Genomic DNA, 17,526 nt, shown 5'->3' with positions numbered 1-17,526 from the left:
AGAAGGCCTTAGTTGATGGGGCGCTTGAGGCGCACTTCCTCGATCTTCACGCCGCCCACCACGGCCGTCTTGGCGGTGGAGAGTTCGCGCTTGAAGCCGGCCATTTCATGGAAGCGGATGGCGCGTTCGTTGCGCAGGGGCACCCACGCGGTCACGTTGGTGCAGCCTTCTTCGTGCAGGCCATCGCGGGCGGCGTCCCACAAGGCCAGGCCTACGCCCTGGTTCCAATGGGTGGGCGCCGCGTAGATGGCCCAGATTTCACCGGTGGTGGGGCGGGATTTTTCATCGCGCGAGCGGTCATAGCCGACAAAACCGACGATCTTTTCACCATCGATGGCGACCTGCACCTGGGGCTCGCAATACTCGATGGCCTCGCGCCAGTAGGCTTGGCGCTTTTCGACCGACATGGATTTCAACTGCTCGTCTGGCACCAGACCTTTGTAAGCCTCTTGGGCGGATACGGTATGGATCTGTGCAATGGCTTTGGCATCGCGAAGCGTGGCGGGACGAACCTGGATACTGGACATGGAAAAACCGAACGAAAACAGGGAGTGGAAAAACAAAAAGGACCGGCATTGTCGCCGAAACGCTTTTTCACCCTGCACCGTCGGTTAATCCGGGGGCCTGCACGGCCCCTGCACCCACCCTCAGGCGAGCGTCAGCGCAGCCGCACGCGCACCCTGCGCCAGGGCCCGCTTGTTGCGCGGACGCGGCACCTTCACGGCCGGCGGCACCCCGTTGATGGCGCCCAGGCGCAGCACCAGCGTCACGCTGTGCGAGGCGTCCTCGCGCTCGTCCGGCGCGTAGGGGCGATAACTGCCGTTGCCGGGGCCATGGCTGCGCTGCACGGCATGGAACACCATGCGCGCGCCCTCGCGGCTGGTGCCCAGGGGCACCACGCGCAAACGCGCGCCGTGATCGAGCGCCAGGCCCATGTGGCCGGGCCGGTTGATGAGGTCGGTGCGAATGGCGCGCCAGGTCTGCCCGTCATCCAGCGAAAACTGCCAGGTGCCCGCCTGCGTATCCAGGTATTCCATGACCACGCCGACCGATGGCAGCAGATGGGGGCAGTTTTCCTGGACCAGCTGGGCTACGGTGTTGCCCCCCACGCCAGCACCCGCAACCGTTGCCACGGTGCGCGGATGGGCCATGTGTGGGCGGGCTGCGGAAGCTCCGGCGGCAAAATGCAAAGCACTGGCACTCATGATGAACCTCTTTTTGGACAACCAAGACAGGATCGGTGGCACGTTGCGGCCCAGCGGCGAACCCTCACAACGCCTGGGACACAGTCTAGAAAGCGCACGCCGGTGCGTCCATCGCACAAATGGACTAGGCGCACGCCCGGGCGTTGTGCGCAATACTCGCCACATGCCCGCCAGCCTGCTGCTTGTTGACGACCACACCCTGTTTCGCACCGGGCTGCGCCTGATCGTGCAGGACCACCCCGCGGTGACCTGCATTTCCGAGGCCGGCACGGTGGCCGAGGCCTGCGCGCTGCAGCTGGACGACGCGGACCTGGTGCTGCTGGATATCCAGATGCCCGGCATGAGCGGCCTGGACGGCCTGCGCCTGTTGCGCCAGGCCTGCCCCCGGGCGCGCATCGTGCTGGTATCCGCCAGCGTGGCACCCGACGCCGTGTACGAGGCCCGCATGCGCGGCGCCGACGGCTTCCTGCCCAAGTCGGCCAGCGGCGAGGACATTCTGGAGGCGATCACCTGCGCCCTGTCGGGCGCGCCCTGCTTCCCCCCCCACCGCGGCAACGCCGCCACCACCCGTGCCCCGGCCGCGCCCTCGCTGACGGCACGCCAGCTCGATGTGCTCTCGCTGCTGTGCACCGGCAAGCCCAACAAGGTGATTGCGCGCGACCTGGGGCTGAGCGAGAACACGGTGCGCGTGCATGTGGCCGCCATCTTTGCGCAGCTGGGCGTCAACAGCCGCAGCGCAGCCTTGCTGACAGCGCAGCGGCTGGGCCTGTCGCTGCCGCCACGGCATGACGCCGTCTGAGCATGACGCCGGCTGAAGCGCTGGGCATCGCGTTGCGCTGGCCCTGGCCGTCCCTGCGCTGGGAGTGCGATGACGTCCTGCGCGAGCAGGTCGCCTTGCTGCGGCAGAACTTTCCCATGACCCTGCTGGCCTCGCTGGCCACGGCACTGGGCACCCTGTGGGTGATGGGCAGCAGGGTCGACGCACAGGCGCTGGCCGCCTGGCTGGTCTCGCACCTGCTGGTGGTGACGGGGGTCTATCTCGCGCTGCGCAGCATGGACCCGACCCACGCACCGGCCCGCCCGTCGGCCTACAAGCTCATGGCCTGCATGGCCTGCATGGGGCTGAGCTGGGGCAGCCTGGGCCTGGTGGTGATGCAATGGGGCAACGCCGACAGCGTGATCTATGCGATTGGCATCATCAGCACGGTGTCATCCGGCGCCCTGGGACTGGGGGCGCCACTGTACCGCGCCTACCTCACCTACCTGAGCTGCGCCATCGGCGGCGTGCTGCTGGCCATTGCCATGGCGGGCGGGCCGGTGCTGTGGCCGGCGCTGGCTCTCACGCTGGGGTACTACGGCCTGACCTGCATGCAGGCCAGCACCACCGACACGGCCACGCGCCGCAGCATTGCCCTGAAGCTGGAAAACGCGCGCCTGGTGGGCGAGTTGCGCGCCGAATCCCAGCGCGCCCTGGTGGCCCAGAAGACGGCCGAAAAGGCCGACCGCGACAAATCCCGCTTCCTGGCGGCGGCCAGCCACGACCTGCGCCAGCCCCTGCATGCCATGGGCCTGTTTCTGGAGAGCCTGCAGCGCAGCCCCCTGAACGAGCACCAGCAGACGGTACTGGACCATGCCCATGCCGCATCCAGCGCCGCGGTAGAAATGCTCACCACCTTGCTCGACTACTCACGGCTGGAAGCGGGGGTGGTCAAGGTGCGTCCGGCGGCATTTGCCGTGCAGCCCCTGCTCACGGCCCTGGAGCAGGAGTTTGGCGTGCAGGCCGACAACGCGCGCCTCGTGTACCGCACGCGCGAGACTTCGGCGGCCGTCCACGCCGACCGCGCGCTGGTCGGCCTGGTGATGCGCAACTTCATCTCCAATGCGCTGCGCTACACCGCCCGGGGCGGCGTGCTGATTGCCTGCCGCCGGCGCGGCCAGCGCGTGGCCCTGGAGGTGTGGGACACCGGGGTCGGCATTCCCCAGCACCAGTGGGATGACATTTTTCAGGAGTTCCTCCAGCTCGACAACCCGGAACGCGACCGGCGCAAGGGCCTGGGTCTGGGCCTGGCCATCGTGCACCGGCTGGTGCGCGAGATGGGCACCACGGTCGAGCTGCACTCGCAGCCGGGCCGGGGCTCGGTGTTTCGCCTCTGGCTGGATGCGTGGGACGGCGCACTGGAAGATGAAGCCGCGCCACCCCCCGACGACCACAGCCTGGAGGGCCTGCATGTGCTGGCCATCGACGACGACGAAGCGGTGCTTCTGGGCATGCAGACACTGCTGCAAAACTGGGGTTGCCGCTGCACCGTGGCCGGATCGGGCGCTGAAGCGCTCGCGCGCCTGGGTGAACACCGGCCGGATCTCATCATCACGGACTTCCGGCTGCGCCACGAAGAAACCGGCAAGCAGGTACTGCAGGCCCTGCGCACCCGCCTGGGCACCACGGTGCCGGCCATCATCATGACGGGCGACACCTCGCCCCAGCGCCTGCGCGATGCGCAAAGCACCTCGGCGCTGCTATTGCACAAGCCCGTGTCCACCGGCCAGCTGCGCGAGGCCATGGTGCAGCTGCTGGCCCAGGGCCAGGAGCGCCCCGCCACCCGAGGCACATTGACAGCGGCGCTTACAGCCAGCGGCGCAACAGCCCCATGATGCGGTCGAACCGCGGGCCGTACGGCGGATAGAGCAGCGAACCCATGGCCCAGCGGGACTGCACCAGCACCGACTTCTGGTGGCAAAAGCGCAGGAAACCCTGCTCGCCGTGGTAGGCACCCCAACCGCTGTCGCCCACGCCGCCAAAGGGCAGGTTGTCGTGGGCAAAGTGCATGAGCGTGTCGTTCACCGTGACACCGCCACTCACGGTGCGGCGCAGCACATCGCGCTGCACCGCTTCACTGCGGCCAAACCAGTACAGCGCCAGTGGGCGGGGCCCCGCATTGATGTGGGTGATGGCATCGTCCAGCCGGTCGTACGAGATCACGGGCAGGATGGGGCCAAAAATCTCCTCCTGCATCAGGCCCATGCCCGACGTGGCACCAAACACCAGCGAGGGAGCCATCTGGCGACTGGCCCCGTCGCCCAGTGTGCCCACGGTGGCGGCCACAGGCTTGCCTGCGGTGGGATCGATGGTGTGCACCTCTGCGCCCTGCGTCTGGGCCTGCTGCAACAGGGTGCGCAGCCGCGCATAGTAGCGCGGCGTGATGATGGAGGCGTAATCGGGGTTGCCCTCGATGCTGGGAAACAGGCGCGCCACCGCGGCCTGGTAGGCCTGCAAAAACTCGGCCTCGCGCCCGCGGGGCAGCAGTACGTAATCGGGGGCAATGCAGGTCTGGCCCGCATTGAGCAGCTTGCCGTGGGCAATCTTGAGCGCGGCGTCCTGCATGTCGCAATCGGCGTCCACGATGCACGGCGACTTGCCCCCCAGCTCCAGCGAGGTGGGCGTCAGGTTCTGCGCTGCCGCCTGCGCCACCTTGCGCCCCACCGCGGTGGAGCCGGTGAACACCAGGTGATCAAACGGCAGCGAGGCCACCAGTTGCGCCGTGGCCGCATCGCCCTGTACCACGCAAAACTCGTCCGCCGCGAAGAACTGCGCCACCAGCAGGGCCAGCTGGGCCGAGGTGTGGGGCGTGAGTTCGCTGGGCTTGAGCATGACGCGGTTGCCCGCCGCCAGCGCCGTGATGGCGGGCGCCAGCGCCAGTTGCACGGGGTAGTTCCAGGGAGAGATCACGCCCACCACGCCCAGGGGCTGGCGCGCGATCCAGCCCCGCGCGGGCTGCAAAAAGAGGGGGGTGCGCACCTTCTGGGGTTTCATCCAGCGCGCCAGGTAACGCAAGGTGTGCGACAGCAAGGTGCGCAGCACGAAAAAATCGGCCACCTCGGTCAAACGCGGCGAGCGCATGCCGAAGTCGGCCTGCACGGCGGCGACCAGCACGGGGCCGTGCTCGTCGAGCATCTTCTGCACGCGCAAGAGCCGCTCGCGGCGGACCAGCAGGGGCACGTCAATGTGCTCGCGGCTGGCCTGGTGTTGCAGATTGAATTGGGCGCGGATGTCGTCAGGTGTCATGGCAGCCATCATAGAAGACGGTCCAACGCCTGAAACGTAAGAACCTGTGCTGATCGGCCTTCGGCCTTATCGCAAGTCGCGCGGTTCGCGCGGCTCCACGTCCACCACCTCGTCGGCGCCCGGCAGCACGCCCGCGCGGCGCGACGGCGTATCGGCAGCGGGCGCGGTGCGCGCGGCGGACCAGCGCTCGGTGGAGCGGTACACCGTGCGCCAGCCCGTGCGCGGGTCCACCCGCATGGTCCAGGGCATGACGGGCCGGCCGGTCAGGCGCGCCCAGACCGCCCGCAGCCCCCACGCCAGTGCGAGCACCAGCACAGCGGCCAGCAGGCTCAGAAACATCACCAGCCCGGCCACCACCACCACGGCCCGGATGAGCCAGCGGGTCAGGCCCGCCAAGAAATCATTCAAACAACCTCCTCAGGCGCCTGCCATTCTTTGCATCAATCCGTCACACCGACACGAATGCGCCGAAGTGAAAGACACCAGGCTCCCGCACCGGATCGACATCGACCGGAATCACGCTCTTGGGCGGGAAGCGCCCTTCCAGCAGCAGTTTGGACAGCGGGTTCTCGATGCGCTGCTGGATCGCCCGCTTGAGCGGCCGCGCACCAAACACCGGGTCGAACCCCACCTTGGCCAGTTCCGCCAAGGCGGCATCGGACACCTGCAACTCCAGGTCCATCTTCGCCAGCCGGGTTTGCAGCAACTGCAGCTGGATCTTGGCGATCGATGCAATGTGCTGCGCATCAAGCGCATGGAACACCACGGTTTCGTCGATGCGGTTCAAGAACTCGGGCCGGAAATGGTTCTTGAGTTCTCCCCAAACCGCCTCCTTGATGTCGTCCGAGTCCTGCCCCACCATGGCCTGGATCAGGTGCGAGCCGATGTTGCTCGTCATCACGATCACCGTGTTCTTGAAGTCCACGGTACGGCCCTGGCCGTCGGTCAGGCGGCCGTCGTCGAGCACCTGCAGCAGCACGTTGAACACGTCGGGATGGGCCTTTTCCACCTCGTCGAGCAGCAGCACGCTGTAGGGCTTGCGGCGCACGGCCTCGGTGAGGTAGCCACCCTCCTCGTAGCCCACATAGCCCGGGGGCGCGCCAATCAGGCGGGCCACGGAGTGCTTTTCCATGAACTCGCTCATGTCGATACGGATCAGGTGCTCCTCGCTGTCGAACAGGAAGCCCGCCAGCGCCTTGCACAGCTCGGTCTTGCCCACGCCCGTGGGGCCGAGAAACAGGAACGAGCCCGTGGGGCGGTTCGGATCGCTCAGGCCCGAGCGCGAGCGGCGGATGGCGTTGGCCACGGCGGCAATCGCCTCCTGCTGGCCCACCACGCGCTCGTGCAGCTTGGTTTCCATCTGCAGCAGCTTGTCTTTTTCGCCCTGCATCATCTTGGCCACGGGGATACCCGTGGCACGGCTCACCACCTCGGCAATTTCCTCGGCGCCCACCTGGGTGCGCAGCAAACGGTTGGCCTGGGCCGCGCCGTCCTTGCCTTCTTCCTTGGCCTGGGCTTCCTTGAGCTGCTTCTCCAGATCGGGCAGCTTGCCGTATTGCAGCTCGGCCACCTTGTTGAAGTCGCCCTTGCGCTTCCATTCTTCGATCTGCAGCTTGACCTGCTCGACCTGCTCGCGCACCTGCTGGCTGCCCTGGGCCTGGGCCTTTTCGGATTGCCAGATTTCGTCGAGATCGGCGATCTCCTTTTGCAGGGAGGCGATTTCTTCCTCGATCAGCTCAAAGCGCTTTTGCGAGGCCTCGTCCTTTTCACGCTTGACGGCTTCGCGCTCGATCTGCAGCTGGATCAGGCGCCGGTCCAGCTTGTCCATGACCTCGGGCTTGGAGTCGAGCTCGATCTTGATCTTGCTGGCGGCCTCGTCGATCAGGTCGATCGCCTTGTCGGGCAGGAAGCGGTCGGTGATGTAGCGGTGCGAGAGCTCGGCCGCGGCCACGATGGCCGGGTCGGTGATCTCCACACCATGGTGCACCTCGTACTTTTCCTGCAGGCCGCGCAGGATGGCAATGGTGGCCTCCACCGTGGGCTCACCCACCAGGATTTTCTGGAAGCGCCGTTCCAGCGCAGCGTCTTTCTCGATGTACTTGCGGTATTCGTCGAGCGTGGTGGCGCCCACGCAGTGCAGCTCGCCACGCGCGAGCGCCGGCTTGAGCATATTGCCGGCGTCCATCGCGCCCTCGGCCTTGCCCGCACCCACCATGGTGTGCAACTCGTCGATGAAGACGATGGTCTGGCCCTCGTCCTTGGCCAGCTCGTTCAGCACGGTCTTCAGGCGCTCTTCAAATTCGCCACGGTACTTGGCACCGGCCAGCAGCGCCGCCATGTCGAGCGACAGCACGCGCTTGCCCTTGAGCGATTCGGGCACCTCCCCGGCCACGATGCGCTGCGCCAGGCCTTCCACGATGGCCGTCTTGCCCACGCCGGGCTCGCCGATCAGCACCGGGTTGTTCTTGGTGCGCCGCTGCAGCACCTGGATGGCGCGGCGGATCTCGTCGTCGCGGCCGATCACCGGATCGAGCTTGCCGATGCGGGCGCGCTCGGTCAGGTCGATGCAGTATTTCTTCAACGCCTCGCGCTGGCCCTCGGCCTCGGCGCTGTCCATCTTCTGGCCACCGCGCACGGCATCAATGGCGGCCTCCAGGCTCTTGCGCGTGAGGCCGTTTTCCTTGGCGATGCGCGCGGCCTCGCCCTTGCTGTCGATCACGGCCAGCAAAAACAGCTCGCTGGCGATGAACTGGTCGCCGCGCTTGATGGCCTCCTTCTCGGTGGCCTGCAGCACGCGGCCCAGCTCGGGCCCGACCTGCACCTGGTCCTGGCCCTGCACCTGGGGCAGGCGCTTGACGGCCGCTTCGGCCGCTGCCAGCAGGCCGGGCACATTGGTGCCCGCCCGCTGCAGCAGCGCCTTGGGGCCGTCGTCCTGCTGGAGCATGGCCACGAGCATGTGCACGGGCTCGATGTAGGCGTGGTCGTGGCCCAGCGCAATGCTCTGGGCATCGCTCAGGGCTTCCTGGAACTTGGTGGTGAATTTGTCGAGACGCATGGGTCAATGTCCTCCGAATTGCAGAGCACTTGGGGCAGCGACTGCCTGATTTCAAGGCAGTGCCCTGCCTGCCGGTTGCGCTGTGTCAATGCACCATTCAGAAGCCATCGCCCCTGAAAACTACTTTTTTGATAGCTGCCAGCGATTTACCAATCTACATCAAAGGCCAATTTCATCCAAATTCTCAATGTCGAACAACGCCCAGGGTTTCAGGCATTGCTCGCCGTGATGCCCCAGCGTGCCAGGGCGGCGTCGTCGCTCACGCGCGCATCCACCCAGCGTGCGCCCTGCGGCGTTTCTTCCTTCTTCCAAAACGGTGCCTGGGTCTTGAGGTAGTCCATCAGGAACTCGCAGGCCTGAAAACTCTGGCCCCGGTGCGCGCTGGTCACGGCCACCAGCACGATCTGGTCGAGCGGCTGAAGCAGCCCGACGCGGTGGATCACGCGAGCTCCCAGGATGTCGAAACGCCGCAAGGCCTCGTCCACCATGGCTTCGATGGATTTCTCGGTCATGCCGGGGTAATGCTCCAGCTCCATGGACGACACCGGTTCCCCCTCGTTCCTGTCGCGCACCGTGCCAATGAAACTGCATACCGCACCCACGCCCTTGTTCTCCCGGCGCAGGGCGGCGATTTCACAGGACAGGTCGAAGTCCTCGGACTGAATGGACACGCGGGGCAAGTTCATGGCAAAACGACTTTCATGCGACAGATTCACGGCGAGCGGTGCAGCCGGGGTGCGGCCAGCAATGCGCGCTCTTCCTCCACCACCTTGTTCAGTTGCGCAAGCGCGGGCGAGGACGGCAATTGGGCCAGCAGGGTTTGCAGGCGCGTGACATCAGCCACGGTGGGTGCCACCTTGATCTGCGCGATGGCGGCGGGCAGGTTGCCGCCCCGCACCAGCGCCAGCACCTTGGCGGGCCATTCACTTTTATTGCGTGCCATAGATTGTGAAACAGGTTTGTCTGTACGATTCGCCCGCACTGTACTCGCACTGCAACCCCCTGCACCTGATTACCATGGCCACCCAAACGATTCAGACCGATCTGTACAAGCTCTACCCGTCCCCGCGCAACACGGTCCGCGATGTGTTCGGGCACCAGGTCTTCGTGCCCCACCCCTACGCCATCATCGACCTGGCTGCCATGGAACTGACCGGAAAGACCACGCTGTTTGCCGCCTGCCGCCTGTCGGACATGAAGATGGGGCAACTGGTCACGTTCGCGCTGGCGGCCGACCAGGCCAGATTCGAGCGGCTGTTCACCCCCGACTGAACCGTGCCCATGGACGACCACAACCAGATCCACGTGCCGCCCTCCTTCCTGGCGGTGTACACCGACGCCCGCGGGCGCCTCACCGAAAAGGCCGATGAAGTGCGCAGCCGCTACGAGCTGTGCGAAGACCTGGCGGGCCACCTGGTGGAACACGCCCAGACGCTGTACCACGTACAGGCGCCCTCCGAGGCCGAGATTCTGCGGCGCATCCATGCGGGGCTGTGCACGGCGGAATCGGGTGTGTCAGCGCCCGAAGCCACCTGGATCGTCACCCGGCTGGCCGAATTGCTGGCGTGGCAGTGCCCCGAACTGGCCCCAGCGAAGGATGCAACGGTGAGTGACTGACGGGTGGCCCTGCCACGCCATCCCGGCACCCCAGGTTGCTGCGCGCAGCGATCAGAGCGACAGAATCCATTTGACGAGCTGTTTGGCCTCATCCTCACTGACCAAGGGCCGCTCGGAAGCATCGGGCATCTTGGCGATGCCCCAATGCCGACCGCTCCCGCCGTCACTGCCCTTCCGAATGGTGGCCACCAAGGTTTTCTCGGCACGCCGATCACCTTTCCACCGAACCGCAATCTTCTGGAATGCAGGGCCCGCGCCATCCTTGGTGATCGAGTGGCACTGCATGCATTGTTTTTCGTCAGCGAGCTGGGGGTTGGCCCACGCAGAAAAGCCCATACCCAGCAAACCAGCGACGACGAGGAAGTGGAGCGTCTTCATGAATTTCCCCTTGCGGTTTGGCGACATGCCGCATGCAAGATATTCCTGACGCAATCGCACGTCAATTGACCCGCCACCAAATGCCATCGCAGTATTGACATACGTCAAAACAACACGGAAAGAGACGCAGGCCGGCTTTCGGGGTGGCTGCAGCGCGGCAGCACCTATCAGACTCCAGGCCGTGGTGCACCCGGATACCTCCCACACCATTCAACGGCGGCACAGTGCCGAAACACAGCCGGCCTGGCGAATCCGGCGCCCCCAGCTACCCCCCCGTCACGGGTGGGAAAAACGCCACCTCGGCGCCATCGACCAGAACCGCCGACTCTTCGCTCAAGGTCTGGTTGAGCGCCATGCGCACCGCACGGCCACGTGCAAGGCTGGTGGCATGGGCACCACCACGGGCAATGAGTTCGTCGCGCAACGCGCCCAACGTGGTGGCAGTGGTTTGCACCGGCTCTTGCCCCGCACCGATGGCCTCGCGGATGGAGGCGAAATAGCGCACTGTGATCTTTTTCATCGCTGGGCCGCCCCAAGATGAAAAGCGGCCCCCTCGGGGGGCAGCGACCACGCGAAGTGGGAAGCGTGGGGGCACATGTTCATGACAGCAACTCCGAAAACGCGATGAACCGCACCGTATCGCCCGGTGCAATTGTCTGGCCGGCGGGATTGTCCACCACACCATCGCCCCAGGCGGCCGAGGTGAGCACGCCCGAGCTCTGGTTGTCGAACAGGTCCAACCCGCCCGTGGCGTTGTGCCGCACGCGCAGGAATTCGCGGCGTTTATCGGCCTTGGACCAGGCAAAATCAGCGCGGGCAGCCATGGATTGAGGCGCAACATCCTGCACGCCCTGCAGCCGCAGCACAAACGGCCGCACCAGCAGCGCAAAGGTCAGAAAGCTCGACACCGGGTTGCCGGGCAGGCCCATAAAGTGCGCGACACCCACACGGCCATAGGCGAACGGCTTGCCGGGTTTCATGGCGATCTGCCACAGATCGAGCGTGCCCAGCGATTCGACGGCAGGCTTGATGTGGTCTTCCTCGCCCACGCTCACCCCGCCGCTGGTCAGGATCAGGTCGTGCGCGGCGCTGGCGGACTTGAGGGCGTCGATGGTGGCGTCGCGCCGGTCGGGCACGATGCCGAAATCGCTCACCTCGCAGCCCAGGCGCAGCAGCATGGCGCGCAGAAAGAACCGGTTGCTGTTGTAGATGGCGCCGGGGCGCATCTGCTCGGGCGGCACGGCGCCGGGCATGACCAGTTCATCGCCGGTGGAGAACAGCGCCACGCGCGGGCGGCGGGCCACCTGCAGTTGCGCCAGGCCGATGCTGGCGGCCAGGCCCAGCTCGGCTGGCGTGAGGCGGGTGCCGGCCCGCAGCACCACGGCACCGCGCGTGATGTCTTCGCCCGCGCGGCGAATCCACTGACCGGGCCGGGGCACGGCGTTGATGCGCACGCTGTCGGCAAGCGCCTCGCAGTCTTCCTGCATCAGGATGGCGTCGGCGCCTGCGGGCACGGGCGCACCGGTGAAGATGCGCGCAGCGGTGCCGGGCTGCAGCGGCTCGCCCGCGCTGCCGGCGGCAATGCGCTGCGACACGGGCAGCGCAAGCCCCACCGCCGCCACATCGGCGCAGCGCACGGCATAGCCGTCCATGGCGCTGTTGTCGTTGGGAGGCACCTGCAGCACCGAGGCGCAGTCCTGCGCCAGCACGCGGCCGTCGGCATCAAAGGTGGTGACGGTATCGGTGCCTGCCAGCAGCGCGGCATGGCCCAGCAGCTCGTCCAGCGCCTCGTCCAGCGGTTTCAGGGGTTTCATTGGGGGGCGCATGGCAACAAATCTCCGTGCAGGCTCCACTGGTAGTCAAAGCGGTCGGCATGCTGCAGCAGCCAGTCCACCACCTGATCGGGCGCGTTGAGGTCGAGTACGGGCCGTTGCGTGGGCACGGGCAGTCTGTGCGGGGCATCGGTGGCAACGGCGACCACAAAGTCGTCGTCGGGGTAACGCACGGGCTTGGCCGCGCGTCCGGGCTCGGGTGCGCGCCAGACTTCGATCTTGAGCAGATCGCTGTCCTTGAAGCCCTCCACCAGCACCCAGTCCACGCCCTGGTACAGCTCGGCCAGCAGGTGGTGCACGCTGAGCGTGGCGGGCTGCTCGAACTCGCGCACCAGCATCAGGCGTTTGTCGGAGGCGGCCACCACTTCGAAGGCCCCGGCTTCGCGGTGGCGGTAAGTGTCCTTGCCAGGGTGGTCGATGTCGAAACTGTGGTGGGCATGTTTGACCACCGACACACGCAGCCCCCGCAGGCGCAGCTCGGGGATCAACTGCTCGACCAGCGTGGTCTTGCCGCTGCCAGAGAAACCGGCAAAGCCTACAACCTTCATCCCATGCTCCTGTGAATAGCTATGCTATTTATAGCTGCCAGCGCTTATCAGAAAATTGCCAGGGGCATTTTTTACTCAAAAATCCTGATGCACCGCATTTCCGACGGGGATCACTGGCAATGCCGCTCGATGTAGGCCTTGACCCGTTCCACATCCGCCGGCATGACCTGAACACGCTTGGGCAATGCCTCGATGCCGGCAAATTTGGCGGGCCGCTCGGGCGCATGGCCCAGGGCTTCCTGGATGGTTTCGGCAAACTTGATGGGCAGCGCTGTCTCCAGCACGATCATCGGCACCGCCGGGTCGCCCCGGTGCTCGCGTGCCACCTTCACGCCATCGGCGGTGTGGGTATCGATGGTCACGCCAAAGCGGTGGTAGGTGTCCTTGATCGTGGTCAGGCGGTCGGCGTGCGTGCTCTTGCCGCTTTCAAAGCCGTATTTGGCAGCGGCATCGGCAAACAGCGGGTCGGCGCTCAGATCGAACCGGCCATAGGTCTGCAAGGCAGCGCTGAACAAGGCCTTGGTGCGCTGGCCGTTGCGCCCCAGCAGGTCAAAAATGAAACGCTCGAAGTTGCTGGCCTTGCTGATGTCCATCGAGGGGCTCGATGTTTCGTGCGTGTCGGCACTGCCGCGCACACGGTACACGCCGGTGCGAAAGAACTCGTCGAGCACATCGTTTTCGTTGGTGGCCACCACCAGCCTGGCAATCGGCAGGCCCATGCAGCGCGCCACATGGCCGGCGCAGATGTTGCCAAAGTTGCCGCTGGGCACGGTGAAGCTGACCTTCTGGTCGTTCGTTTCCGTGGCCTGGATATAGCCCGCGAAGTAGTACACCACCTGCGCCAAGAGGCGCGCCCAGTTGATGGAGTTGACCGTGCCGATCTTGTACTGGCGCTTGAAGTCGAGGTCATTGCTGACCGCCTTGACGATGTCCTGGCAGTCGTCGAACACGCCTTCGATGGCGATGTTGTGGATGTTCTCGTCCTGCAGGCTGAACATCTGCGCCTGCTGGAACGCGCTCATGCGGCCGTGCGGACTGGTCATGAAGACGCGCACACCCTCTTTGCCGCGCATGGCGTATTCGGCCGCGCTGCCGGTGTCGCCGCTGGTAGCGCCCAGGATGTTGAGCTCTTCGCCGCGGCGCTTGAGTTCATATTCGAACAGGTTGCCCAGCAACTGCATGGCCATGTCCTTGAAGGCCAGCGTGGGGCCATTGGACAGGGCTTCGAGCCACAGGCCGTCTTCGAGGTGGCGCAGGGGCACGATCTCGCCCGTGCCAAAGACTGCGGCGGTGTACGTCTTGGCGCACAGGGCTTTCAGGTCGGCGGCGGGAATGTCGTCGATGTACAGCGACAGGATCTGGAACGCCAGCTCGGCGTAGCCCTGCTCGTGGTACGCCTTGCGCAGGCGCGTGAGGGCGGCGTCGTCGATCTGCGGATAGTGCGCGGGCAGGTACAGCCCGCCATCGGGCGCCAGGCCTTCCAGCAGGATGTCGCAGAAATGCTTGCGGTCGGGGTGGCCGCGCGTGGACAGGTACAGCATGGCAATCTCGCTCTTAATTCAGCTCTTCCTTGCGGATGCGCGTGATGGGGGCCAGCACCGTGGGGAGCTGCTGCATCTGGGCGATGGCATCGTTCATGGTGCCTTCGCGGGTGTCGTGCGTGAGGATGATGAGGTCGGTTTGGGTGGAGCCCTCGCCACCCACCTCGTCGGCCTCGCGCTGCAGCACGGCGTCGATGCTGATGCCGGCGCCAGCCAGGATGCCGGTGACCTTGGCCAGCACGCCGGCCTGGTCGGCCACGCGCAGGCGCAGGTAGTAGCTGGTGACCACTTCACTCATGGGCAGCACGGGCAGCTCATTCATGGCCTGGTCGAGGGTGTGGGGCTGGAAAGCCAGGTGCGGCACGCGGTTGAGCGGGTCCACGGTGTGCAGGCGGGTGATGTCCACCAAGTCGGCAATCACGGCGCTGGCCGTGGGTTCGGAGCCCGCACCCTTGCCGTAGTACAGCGTGGCGCCCACGGCGTCGCCCTGCACCACCACGGCGTTCATGGCACCCTCGACGTTGGCAATCAGGCGCTTGGCGGGCACCAGGCTGGGGTGCACGCGCAGCTCGATGCCCCCGACGGCTTTGCCGGCTGCGTCGGTTCTTTCCACGCGCTTGGTGATGCCCAGCAGCTTGATGCGGTAGCCCAGCTGCTCGGCATATCTGATGTCGGTGGCGCTGAGCTGGGTGATGCCTTCGACATAGGCCTTGTCGAACTGCACCGGGATGCCAAAGGCAATGGCACTCATGATGGTGGCCTTGTGCGCGGCGTCCACGCCTTCGATGTCGAAGGTGGGGTCGGCCTCGGCGTAGCCCAGGCGCTGCGCTTCTTTCAGCACCACGGCAAAGTCCAGGCCCTTGTCGCGCATCTCGCTCAGGATGAAGTTGGTGGTGCCGTTGATGATGCCGGCCAGCCACTGGATGCGGTTGGCCGTGAGCCCCTCGCGCAGCGCCTTGATGATGGGGATGCCCCCGGCCACGGCGGCTTCAAAGGCCACCATCACGCCCTTGGCCGACGCGGCGGCGAAGATCTCGGTGCCATGCACGGCCAGCAAGGCCTTGTTGGCGGTGACCACGTGCTTGCCGGCGGCAATCGCTTCGAGCACCAGCGCCTTGGCCACACCGTAGCCACCGATCAGCTCGATGACGATGTCGATGTCGGGGCTGGCAATGACGGCGCGCGCATCGTTCACCACCTGCACGCCCTCGCCCACCACTTTTCTGGCGCGCTCCACGTCGAGGTCGGCCACCATGGCGATCTCGATGCCCCGGCCGGCGCGGCGGCGGATTTCTTCCTGGTTGCGCTGCAGCACGTTGAAGACGCCGCTGCCGACGGTGCCAATGCCCAGCAGGCCTACTTGGATCGGTTTCATGGAAAATTTACCAGTCAAAAAGATTGCAGCGCTTTACCTATCAGCGCAAGCAGCTATCAAAAAAGAGTATCAGTTGGTGCCAGACCGCTTGCGGTACTGCTCCAGGAAGCGCGCCACGCGGCCAATGGCCTCGCGCAGGTCGTCCTCGTGCGGCAAAAACACGATGCGGAAATGGTCGGGCCAGGCCCAGTTGAAGCCCGTGCCCTGCACCAGCATGACCTTGGTTTCCTGCAGCAATTCCAGGAAGAACTGTTGGTCGTCCTTGATCGGATAAATCTCCGGATCGAGGCGCGGAAACATGTACAGGGCAGCCTGTGGCTTCACGCAGGTGACCCCCGGAATGGCGGTGATGAGCTGGTAGGCCAGGTCGCGCTGCTTGCGCAGGCGCCCGCCCTCGCCCACCAGCTCGTTGATGCTCTGGTAGCCGCCCAGTGCTGTCTGCACGGCCCACTGGCCGGGCACGTTGGCACACAGGCGCATGTTCGAGAGCATGTTCAGGCCCTCGATGTAATCACGGGCGGGCTTCTTGTCGCCCGACACCACCAGCCAGCCAGCACGGTAACCGCACGAGCGATAACTTTTGGACAGCGAGTTGAAGGTGAGCGTGAGGACATCTTCGCTCAGCGATCCCAAGGCCGTGTGCTTGGCGCCGTCGTACAGCACCTTGTCGTACACCTCGTCGGCAAAGATCACCAGGCCATGCTCGCGGGCGATGGCCACAATGCCCTTGAGCAGCGCGTCGGAATACAGCGCGCCTGTGGGATTGTTGGGGTTGATGACCACAATGCCCTTGGTGCGGGGCGTGACCTTGGCGCGGATGTCATCGAGGTCGGGCATCCAGCCGTTGGCTTCATCGCACAGGTAATGCACGGGCGTGCCGCCCGACAGACTGGCCGCGGCCGTCCACAGCGGGTAGTCGGGCGAGGGCAGCAACAGTTCGTCGCCGGTGTCGAGCAACGCATTGGTGGCCATCACGATGAGTTCGCTGGCGCCGTTGCCCAGATAGATATCGTCCAGCGTGACGCCCTTGATGCCCTGCTTTTGTGTCTCGTGCATCACGGCCTTGCGCGCCGCAAAGATGCCCTTGCTGTCCGAGTAACCCGCAGAATTGGGCAGATTGCGGATCATGTCCTGCTGGATTTCCTCGGGGGCATCGAAGCCGAACACGGCCAGGTTGCCGATGTTGAGCTTGATGATCTTGTGGCCGTCCTCCTCCATCTGCCGGGCCGCGTCCATGATGGGCCCCCGGATGTCGTAGCAGACGTTGGCGAGCTTGGCGGATTTGTGGACGGTTTTCATGGGCTGACGTTGGAATGCGATGGGGTCAGAGACCTGCCAGCGCCCCGGGCGCTTTGGCGAAACCTATAATTTGACCACAGATCGCCGGCGACCCCGAGGCCACGGCGCCCCCGCAAAGCCCCAACCCGCGGCCCGCGCCCACCCACCCCGTCCACGCATGAAATTCCAACCCGAACCTTCCACCGCGCAGACCATCCGCGCCTATGGCCCCGGCTGGATCGGTGTGGATACGGAAAAGATCACCACCAGCATCATCCTGGGCTCGGGCGGCCTGCGCATGGCTTGGCCATGCACCCGCTTTGAAGACCTGACACCCGAGCATTTCGCCCAGCTGGCCACCCTGGAGGCGGAACTGATCGTCTTTGGCAGCGGCGCACGCAACCGCTTTCCGCCACCCGCCTGGCTGCAACCGCTGATGGCCCGGCGACTGGGCCTTGAAACCATGGACACCCCCGCTGCCTGCCGTACCTACAACATTCTTGCCAGCGAAGGCCGGAACGTGGTGGCAGCGCTCATTCTGGAAGCGCCAGGGTCTTAGTATTTATCCGTAAATAACATTGACTGGTAGCTCAATCTTGCGCAGAGCGATGATGGCCGCAGCAAGGTGGTTGAG

Annotated in this window: 19 protein-coding genes; 5 read left to right on the top strand and 14 right to left on the bottom strand. The window is 65.4% G+C overall.

Annotation, left to right across the window (positions count from 1 at the left end; translation table 11 throughout):
- Positions 1 to 8: 8 nt before the first annotated feature.
- Both AC1Q5S_RS08055 and AC1Q5S_RS08050 read right to left on the bottom strand, forming a co-directional pair.
- Positions 9 to 527 (bottom strand): GNAT family N-acetyltransferase, encoded by a 519-nt coding sequence (locus tag AC1Q5S_RS08055; protein ID WP_024814453.1) that lies wholly within the window; start codon positions 525 to 527, stop codon positions 9 to 11.
- 120 nt (positions 528 to 647) lie between these two features.
- The gene (locus AC1Q5S_RS08050; RefSeq protein ID WP_303836155.1) at positions 648 to 1,205 is read right to left on the bottom strand and encodes a hypothetical protein; all 558 of its coding nucleotides are present in this window, start codon (positions 1,203 to 1,205) and stop codon (positions 648 to 650) included.
- A 163-nt stretch (positions 1,206 to 1,368) separates the two neighbouring features.
- On the opposite strand from AC1Q5S_RS08050, the gene AC1Q5S_RS08045 reads away from it, so the two are divergent.
- Together AC1Q5S_RS08045 and AC1Q5S_RS08040 are read left to right on the top strand one after the other, a co-directional pair.
- Complete coding sequence (locus AC1Q5S_RS08045) at positions 1,369 to 2,004, top strand: response regulator (RefSeq protein ID WP_422204964.1); 636 nt, start codon at positions 1,369 to 1,371, stop codon at positions 2,002 to 2,004.
- A gap of 2 nt (positions 2,005 to 2,006) precedes the next feature.
- A complete protein-coding gene (locus AC1Q5S_RS08040) occupies positions 2,007 to 3,857 on the top strand; it encodes a hybrid sensor histidine kinase/response regulator (protein WP_492238601.1) in 1,851 nt (616 codons plus the stop codon).
- On the opposite strand, the gene AC1Q5S_RS08035 is transcribed toward AC1Q5S_RS08040, so the two are convergent.
- The 5 genes from AC1Q5S_RS08035 to AC1Q5S_RS08015 all read right to left on the bottom strand — a co-directional run bounded on the left by AC1Q5S_RS08035 (position 3,829) and on the right by AC1Q5S_RS08015 (position 9,266).
- The gene (locus AC1Q5S_RS08035; RefSeq protein WP_303836150.1) at positions 3,829 to 5,268 is read right to left on the bottom strand and encodes a coniferyl aldehyde dehydrogenase; all 1,440 of its coding nucleotides are present in this window, start codon (positions 5,266 to 5,268) and stop codon (positions 3,829 to 3,831) included. The genes AC1Q5S_RS08040 and AC1Q5S_RS08035 overlap by 29 nt on opposite strands.
- A gap of 66 nt (positions 5,269 to 5,334) precedes the next feature.
- Positions 5,335 to 5,676, bottom strand: a complete 342-nt coding sequence (locus tag AC1Q5S_RS08030; protein ID WP_303836149.1) for a hypothetical protein — start codon at positions 5,674 to 5,676, stop codon at positions 5,335 to 5,337.
- A 40-nt stretch (positions 5,677 to 5,716) separates the two neighbouring features.
- On the bottom strand, positions 5,717 to 8,323 hold the full coding sequence (gene clpB, locus AC1Q5S_RS08025; protein WP_492238600.1) for an ATP-dependent chaperone ClpB: 2,607 nt from the start codon (positions 8,321 to 8,323) through the stop codon (positions 5,717 to 5,719).
- Positions 8,324 to 8,532: 209 nt separating this feature from the next.
- Entirely contained in the window at positions 8,533 to 9,009 is a 477-nt protein-coding gene (locus AC1Q5S_RS08020; RefSeq protein ID WP_422204969.1) for a molybdenum cofactor biosynthesis protein MoaE, read from the bottom strand.
- 26 nt (positions 9,010 to 9,035) lie between these two features.
- Positions 9,036 to 9,266 (bottom strand): hypothetical protein, encoded by a 231-nt coding sequence (locus AC1Q5S_RS08015; RefSeq protein WP_303837050.1) that lies wholly within the window; start codon positions 9,264 to 9,266, stop codon positions 9,036 to 9,038.
- A 74-nt stretch (positions 9,267 to 9,340) separates the two neighbouring features.
- On the opposite strand from AC1Q5S_RS08015, the gene AC1Q5S_RS08010 reads away from it, so the two are divergent.
- On the top strand, positions 9,341 to 9,595 hold the full coding sequence (locus AC1Q5S_RS08010; protein ID WP_303837048.1) for a hypothetical protein: 255 nt from the start codon (positions 9,341 to 9,343) through the stop codon (positions 9,593 to 9,595).
- 9 nt (positions 9,596 to 9,604) lie between these two features.
- Entirely contained in the window at positions 9,605 to 9,940 is a 336-nt protein-coding gene (locus AC1Q5S_RS08005) for a hypothetical protein (RefSeq protein ID WP_492238599.1), read from the top strand.
- A gap of 51 nt (positions 9,941 to 9,991) precedes the next feature.
- Here AC1Q5S_RS08005 and AC1Q5S_RS08000 read toward each other — a convergent pair whose 3' ends face one another.
- The 7 genes from AC1Q5S_RS08000 to AC1Q5S_RS07970 all read right to left on the bottom strand — a co-directional run bounded on the left by AC1Q5S_RS08000 (position 9,992) and on the right by AC1Q5S_RS07970 (position 16,913).
- Positions 9,992 to 10,318, bottom strand: a complete 327-nt coding sequence (locus tag AC1Q5S_RS08000; protein WP_303837045.1) for a c-type cytochrome — start codon at positions 10,316 to 10,318, stop codon at positions 9,992 to 9,994.
- Positions 10,319 to 10,583: 265 nt separating this feature from the next.
- Positions 10,584 to 10,838 (bottom strand): molybdopterin converting factor subunit 1, encoded by a 255-nt coding sequence (moaD, locus tag AC1Q5S_RS07995; RefSeq protein ID WP_303837044.1) that lies wholly within the window; start codon positions 10,836 to 10,838, stop codon positions 10,584 to 10,586.
- A 79-nt stretch (positions 10,839 to 10,917) separates the two neighbouring features.
- Positions 10,918 to 12,132: a molybdopterin molybdotransferase MoeA gene (locus AC1Q5S_RS07990; protein WP_422204975.1), complete on the bottom strand. Its 1,215-nt coding sequence runs from the start codon at positions 12,130 to 12,132 to the stop codon at positions 10,918 to 10,920.
- Entirely contained in the window at positions 12,129 to 12,698 is a 570-nt protein-coding gene (gene mobB / locus AC1Q5S_RS07985; RefSeq protein ID WP_492238598.1) for a molybdopterin-guanine dinucleotide biosynthesis protein B, read from the bottom strand. Before mobB ends, AC1Q5S_RS07990 begins: the two co-directional genes overlap by 4 nt.
- 110 nt (positions 12,699 to 12,808) lie before the next feature.
- Positions 12,809 to 14,239, bottom strand: coding sequence for a threonine synthase (gene thrC / locus AC1Q5S_RS07980; protein WP_303837039.1), 1,431 nt, complete (start codon positions 14,237 to 14,239; stop codon positions 12,809 to 12,811).
- A gap of 13 nt (positions 14,240 to 14,252) precedes the next feature.
- Positions 14,253 to 15,614, bottom strand: a complete 1,362-nt coding sequence (locus AC1Q5S_RS07975) for a homoserine dehydrogenase (protein WP_303837037.1) — start codon at positions 15,612 to 15,614, stop codon at positions 14,253 to 14,255.
- 69 nt (positions 15,615 to 15,683) lie between these two features.
- Positions 15,684 to 16,913, bottom strand: a complete 1,230-nt coding sequence (locus AC1Q5S_RS07970) for a pyridoxal phosphate-dependent aminotransferase (protein WP_303837036.1) — start codon at positions 16,911 to 16,913, stop codon at positions 15,684 to 15,686.
- A 157-nt stretch (positions 16,914 to 17,070) separates the two neighbouring features.
- Here AC1Q5S_RS07970 and AC1Q5S_RS07965 point away from each other — a divergent pair, with 157 nt between their 5' ends.
- Positions 17,071 to 17,451: an Mth938-like domain-containing protein gene (locus AC1Q5S_RS07965; RefSeq protein ID WP_303837034.1), complete on the top strand. Its 381-nt coding sequence runs from the start codon at positions 17,071 to 17,073 to the stop codon at positions 17,449 to 17,451.
- Positions 17,452 to 17,526 lie beyond the last annotated feature (75 nt).

Source organism: Acidovorax sp. GW835-FHT14B10, from assembly GCF_058793725.1.
Note: the sequence above shows the minus strand (reverse complement) of the source record. Positions and strands in the feature narration are given on the sequence as shown.

Excerpts from the sequence above, each read along its gene's own strand:
- AC1Q5S_RS08055 (WP_024814453.1), bottom strand. The coding sequence starts at position 527 with ATGTCCAGTATCCAGGTTCGTCCCGCCACGCTTCGCGATGCCAAAGCC.
- AC1Q5S_RS08050 (WP_303836155.1), bottom strand. The coding sequence starts at position 1,205 with ATGAGTGCCAGTGCTTTGCATTTTGCCGCCGGAGCTTCCGCAGCCCGC.
- AC1Q5S_RS08045 (WP_422204964.1), top strand. The coding sequence starts at position 1,369 with ATGCCCGCCAGCCTGCTGCTTGTTGACGACCACACCCTGTTTCGCACC.
- AC1Q5S_RS08040 (WP_492238601.1), top strand. The coding sequence starts at position 2,007 with ATGACGCCGGCTGAAGCGCTGGGCATCGCGTTGCGCTGGCCCTGGCCG.
- AC1Q5S_RS08035 (WP_303836150.1), bottom strand. The coding sequence starts at position 5,268 with ATGACACCTGACGACATCCGCGCCCAATTCAATCTGCAACACCAGGCC.
- clpB (WP_492238600.1), bottom strand. The coding sequence starts at position 8,323 with ATGCGTCTCGACAAATTCACCACCAAGTTCCAGGAAGCCCTGAGCGAT.
- AC1Q5S_RS08020 (WP_422204969.1), bottom strand. The coding sequence starts at position 9,009 with ATGAACTTGCCCCGCGTGTCCATTCAGTCCGAGGACTTCGACCTGTCC.
- AC1Q5S_RS08015 (WP_303837050.1), bottom strand. The coding sequence starts at position 9,266 with ATGGCACGCAATAAAAGTGAATGGCCCGCCAAGGTGCTGGCGCTGGTG.
- AC1Q5S_RS08010 (WP_303837048.1), top strand. The coding sequence starts at position 9,341 with ATGGCCACCCAAACGATTCAGACCGATCTGTACAAGCTCTACCCGTCC.
- AC1Q5S_RS08005 (WP_492238599.1), top strand. The coding sequence starts at position 9,605 with ATGGACGACCACAACCAGATCCACGTGCCGCCCTCCTTCCTGGCGGTG.
- AC1Q5S_RS08000 (WP_303837045.1), bottom strand. The coding sequence starts at position 10,318 with ATGAAGACGCTCCACTTCCTCGTCGTCGCTGGTTTGCTGGGTATGGGC.
- moaD (WP_303837044.1), bottom strand. The coding sequence starts at position 10,838 with ATGAAAAAGATCACAGTGCGCTATTTCGCCTCCATCCGCGAGGCCATC.
- AC1Q5S_RS07990 (WP_422204975.1), bottom strand. The coding sequence starts at position 12,132 with ATGAAACCCCTGAAACCGCTGGACGAGGCGCTGGACGAGCTGCTGGGC.
- mobB (WP_492238598.1), bottom strand. The coding sequence starts at position 12,698 with ATGAAGGTTGTAGGCTTTGCCGGTTTCTCTGGCAGCGGCAAGACCACG.
- thrC (WP_303837039.1), bottom strand. The coding sequence starts at position 14,239 with ATGCTGTACCTGTCCACGCGCGGCCACCCCGACCGCAAGCATTTCTGC.
- AC1Q5S_RS07975 (WP_303837037.1), bottom strand. The coding sequence starts at position 15,614 with ATGAAACCGATCCAAGTAGGCCTGCTGGGCATTGGCACCGTCGGCAGC.
- AC1Q5S_RS07970 (WP_303837036.1), bottom strand. The coding sequence starts at position 16,913 with ATGAAAACCGTCCACAAATCCGCCAAGCTCGCCAACGTCTGCTACGAC.
- AC1Q5S_RS07965 (WP_303837034.1), top strand. The coding sequence starts at position 17,071 with ATGAAATTCCAACCCGAACCTTCCACCGCGCAGACCATCCGCGCCTAT.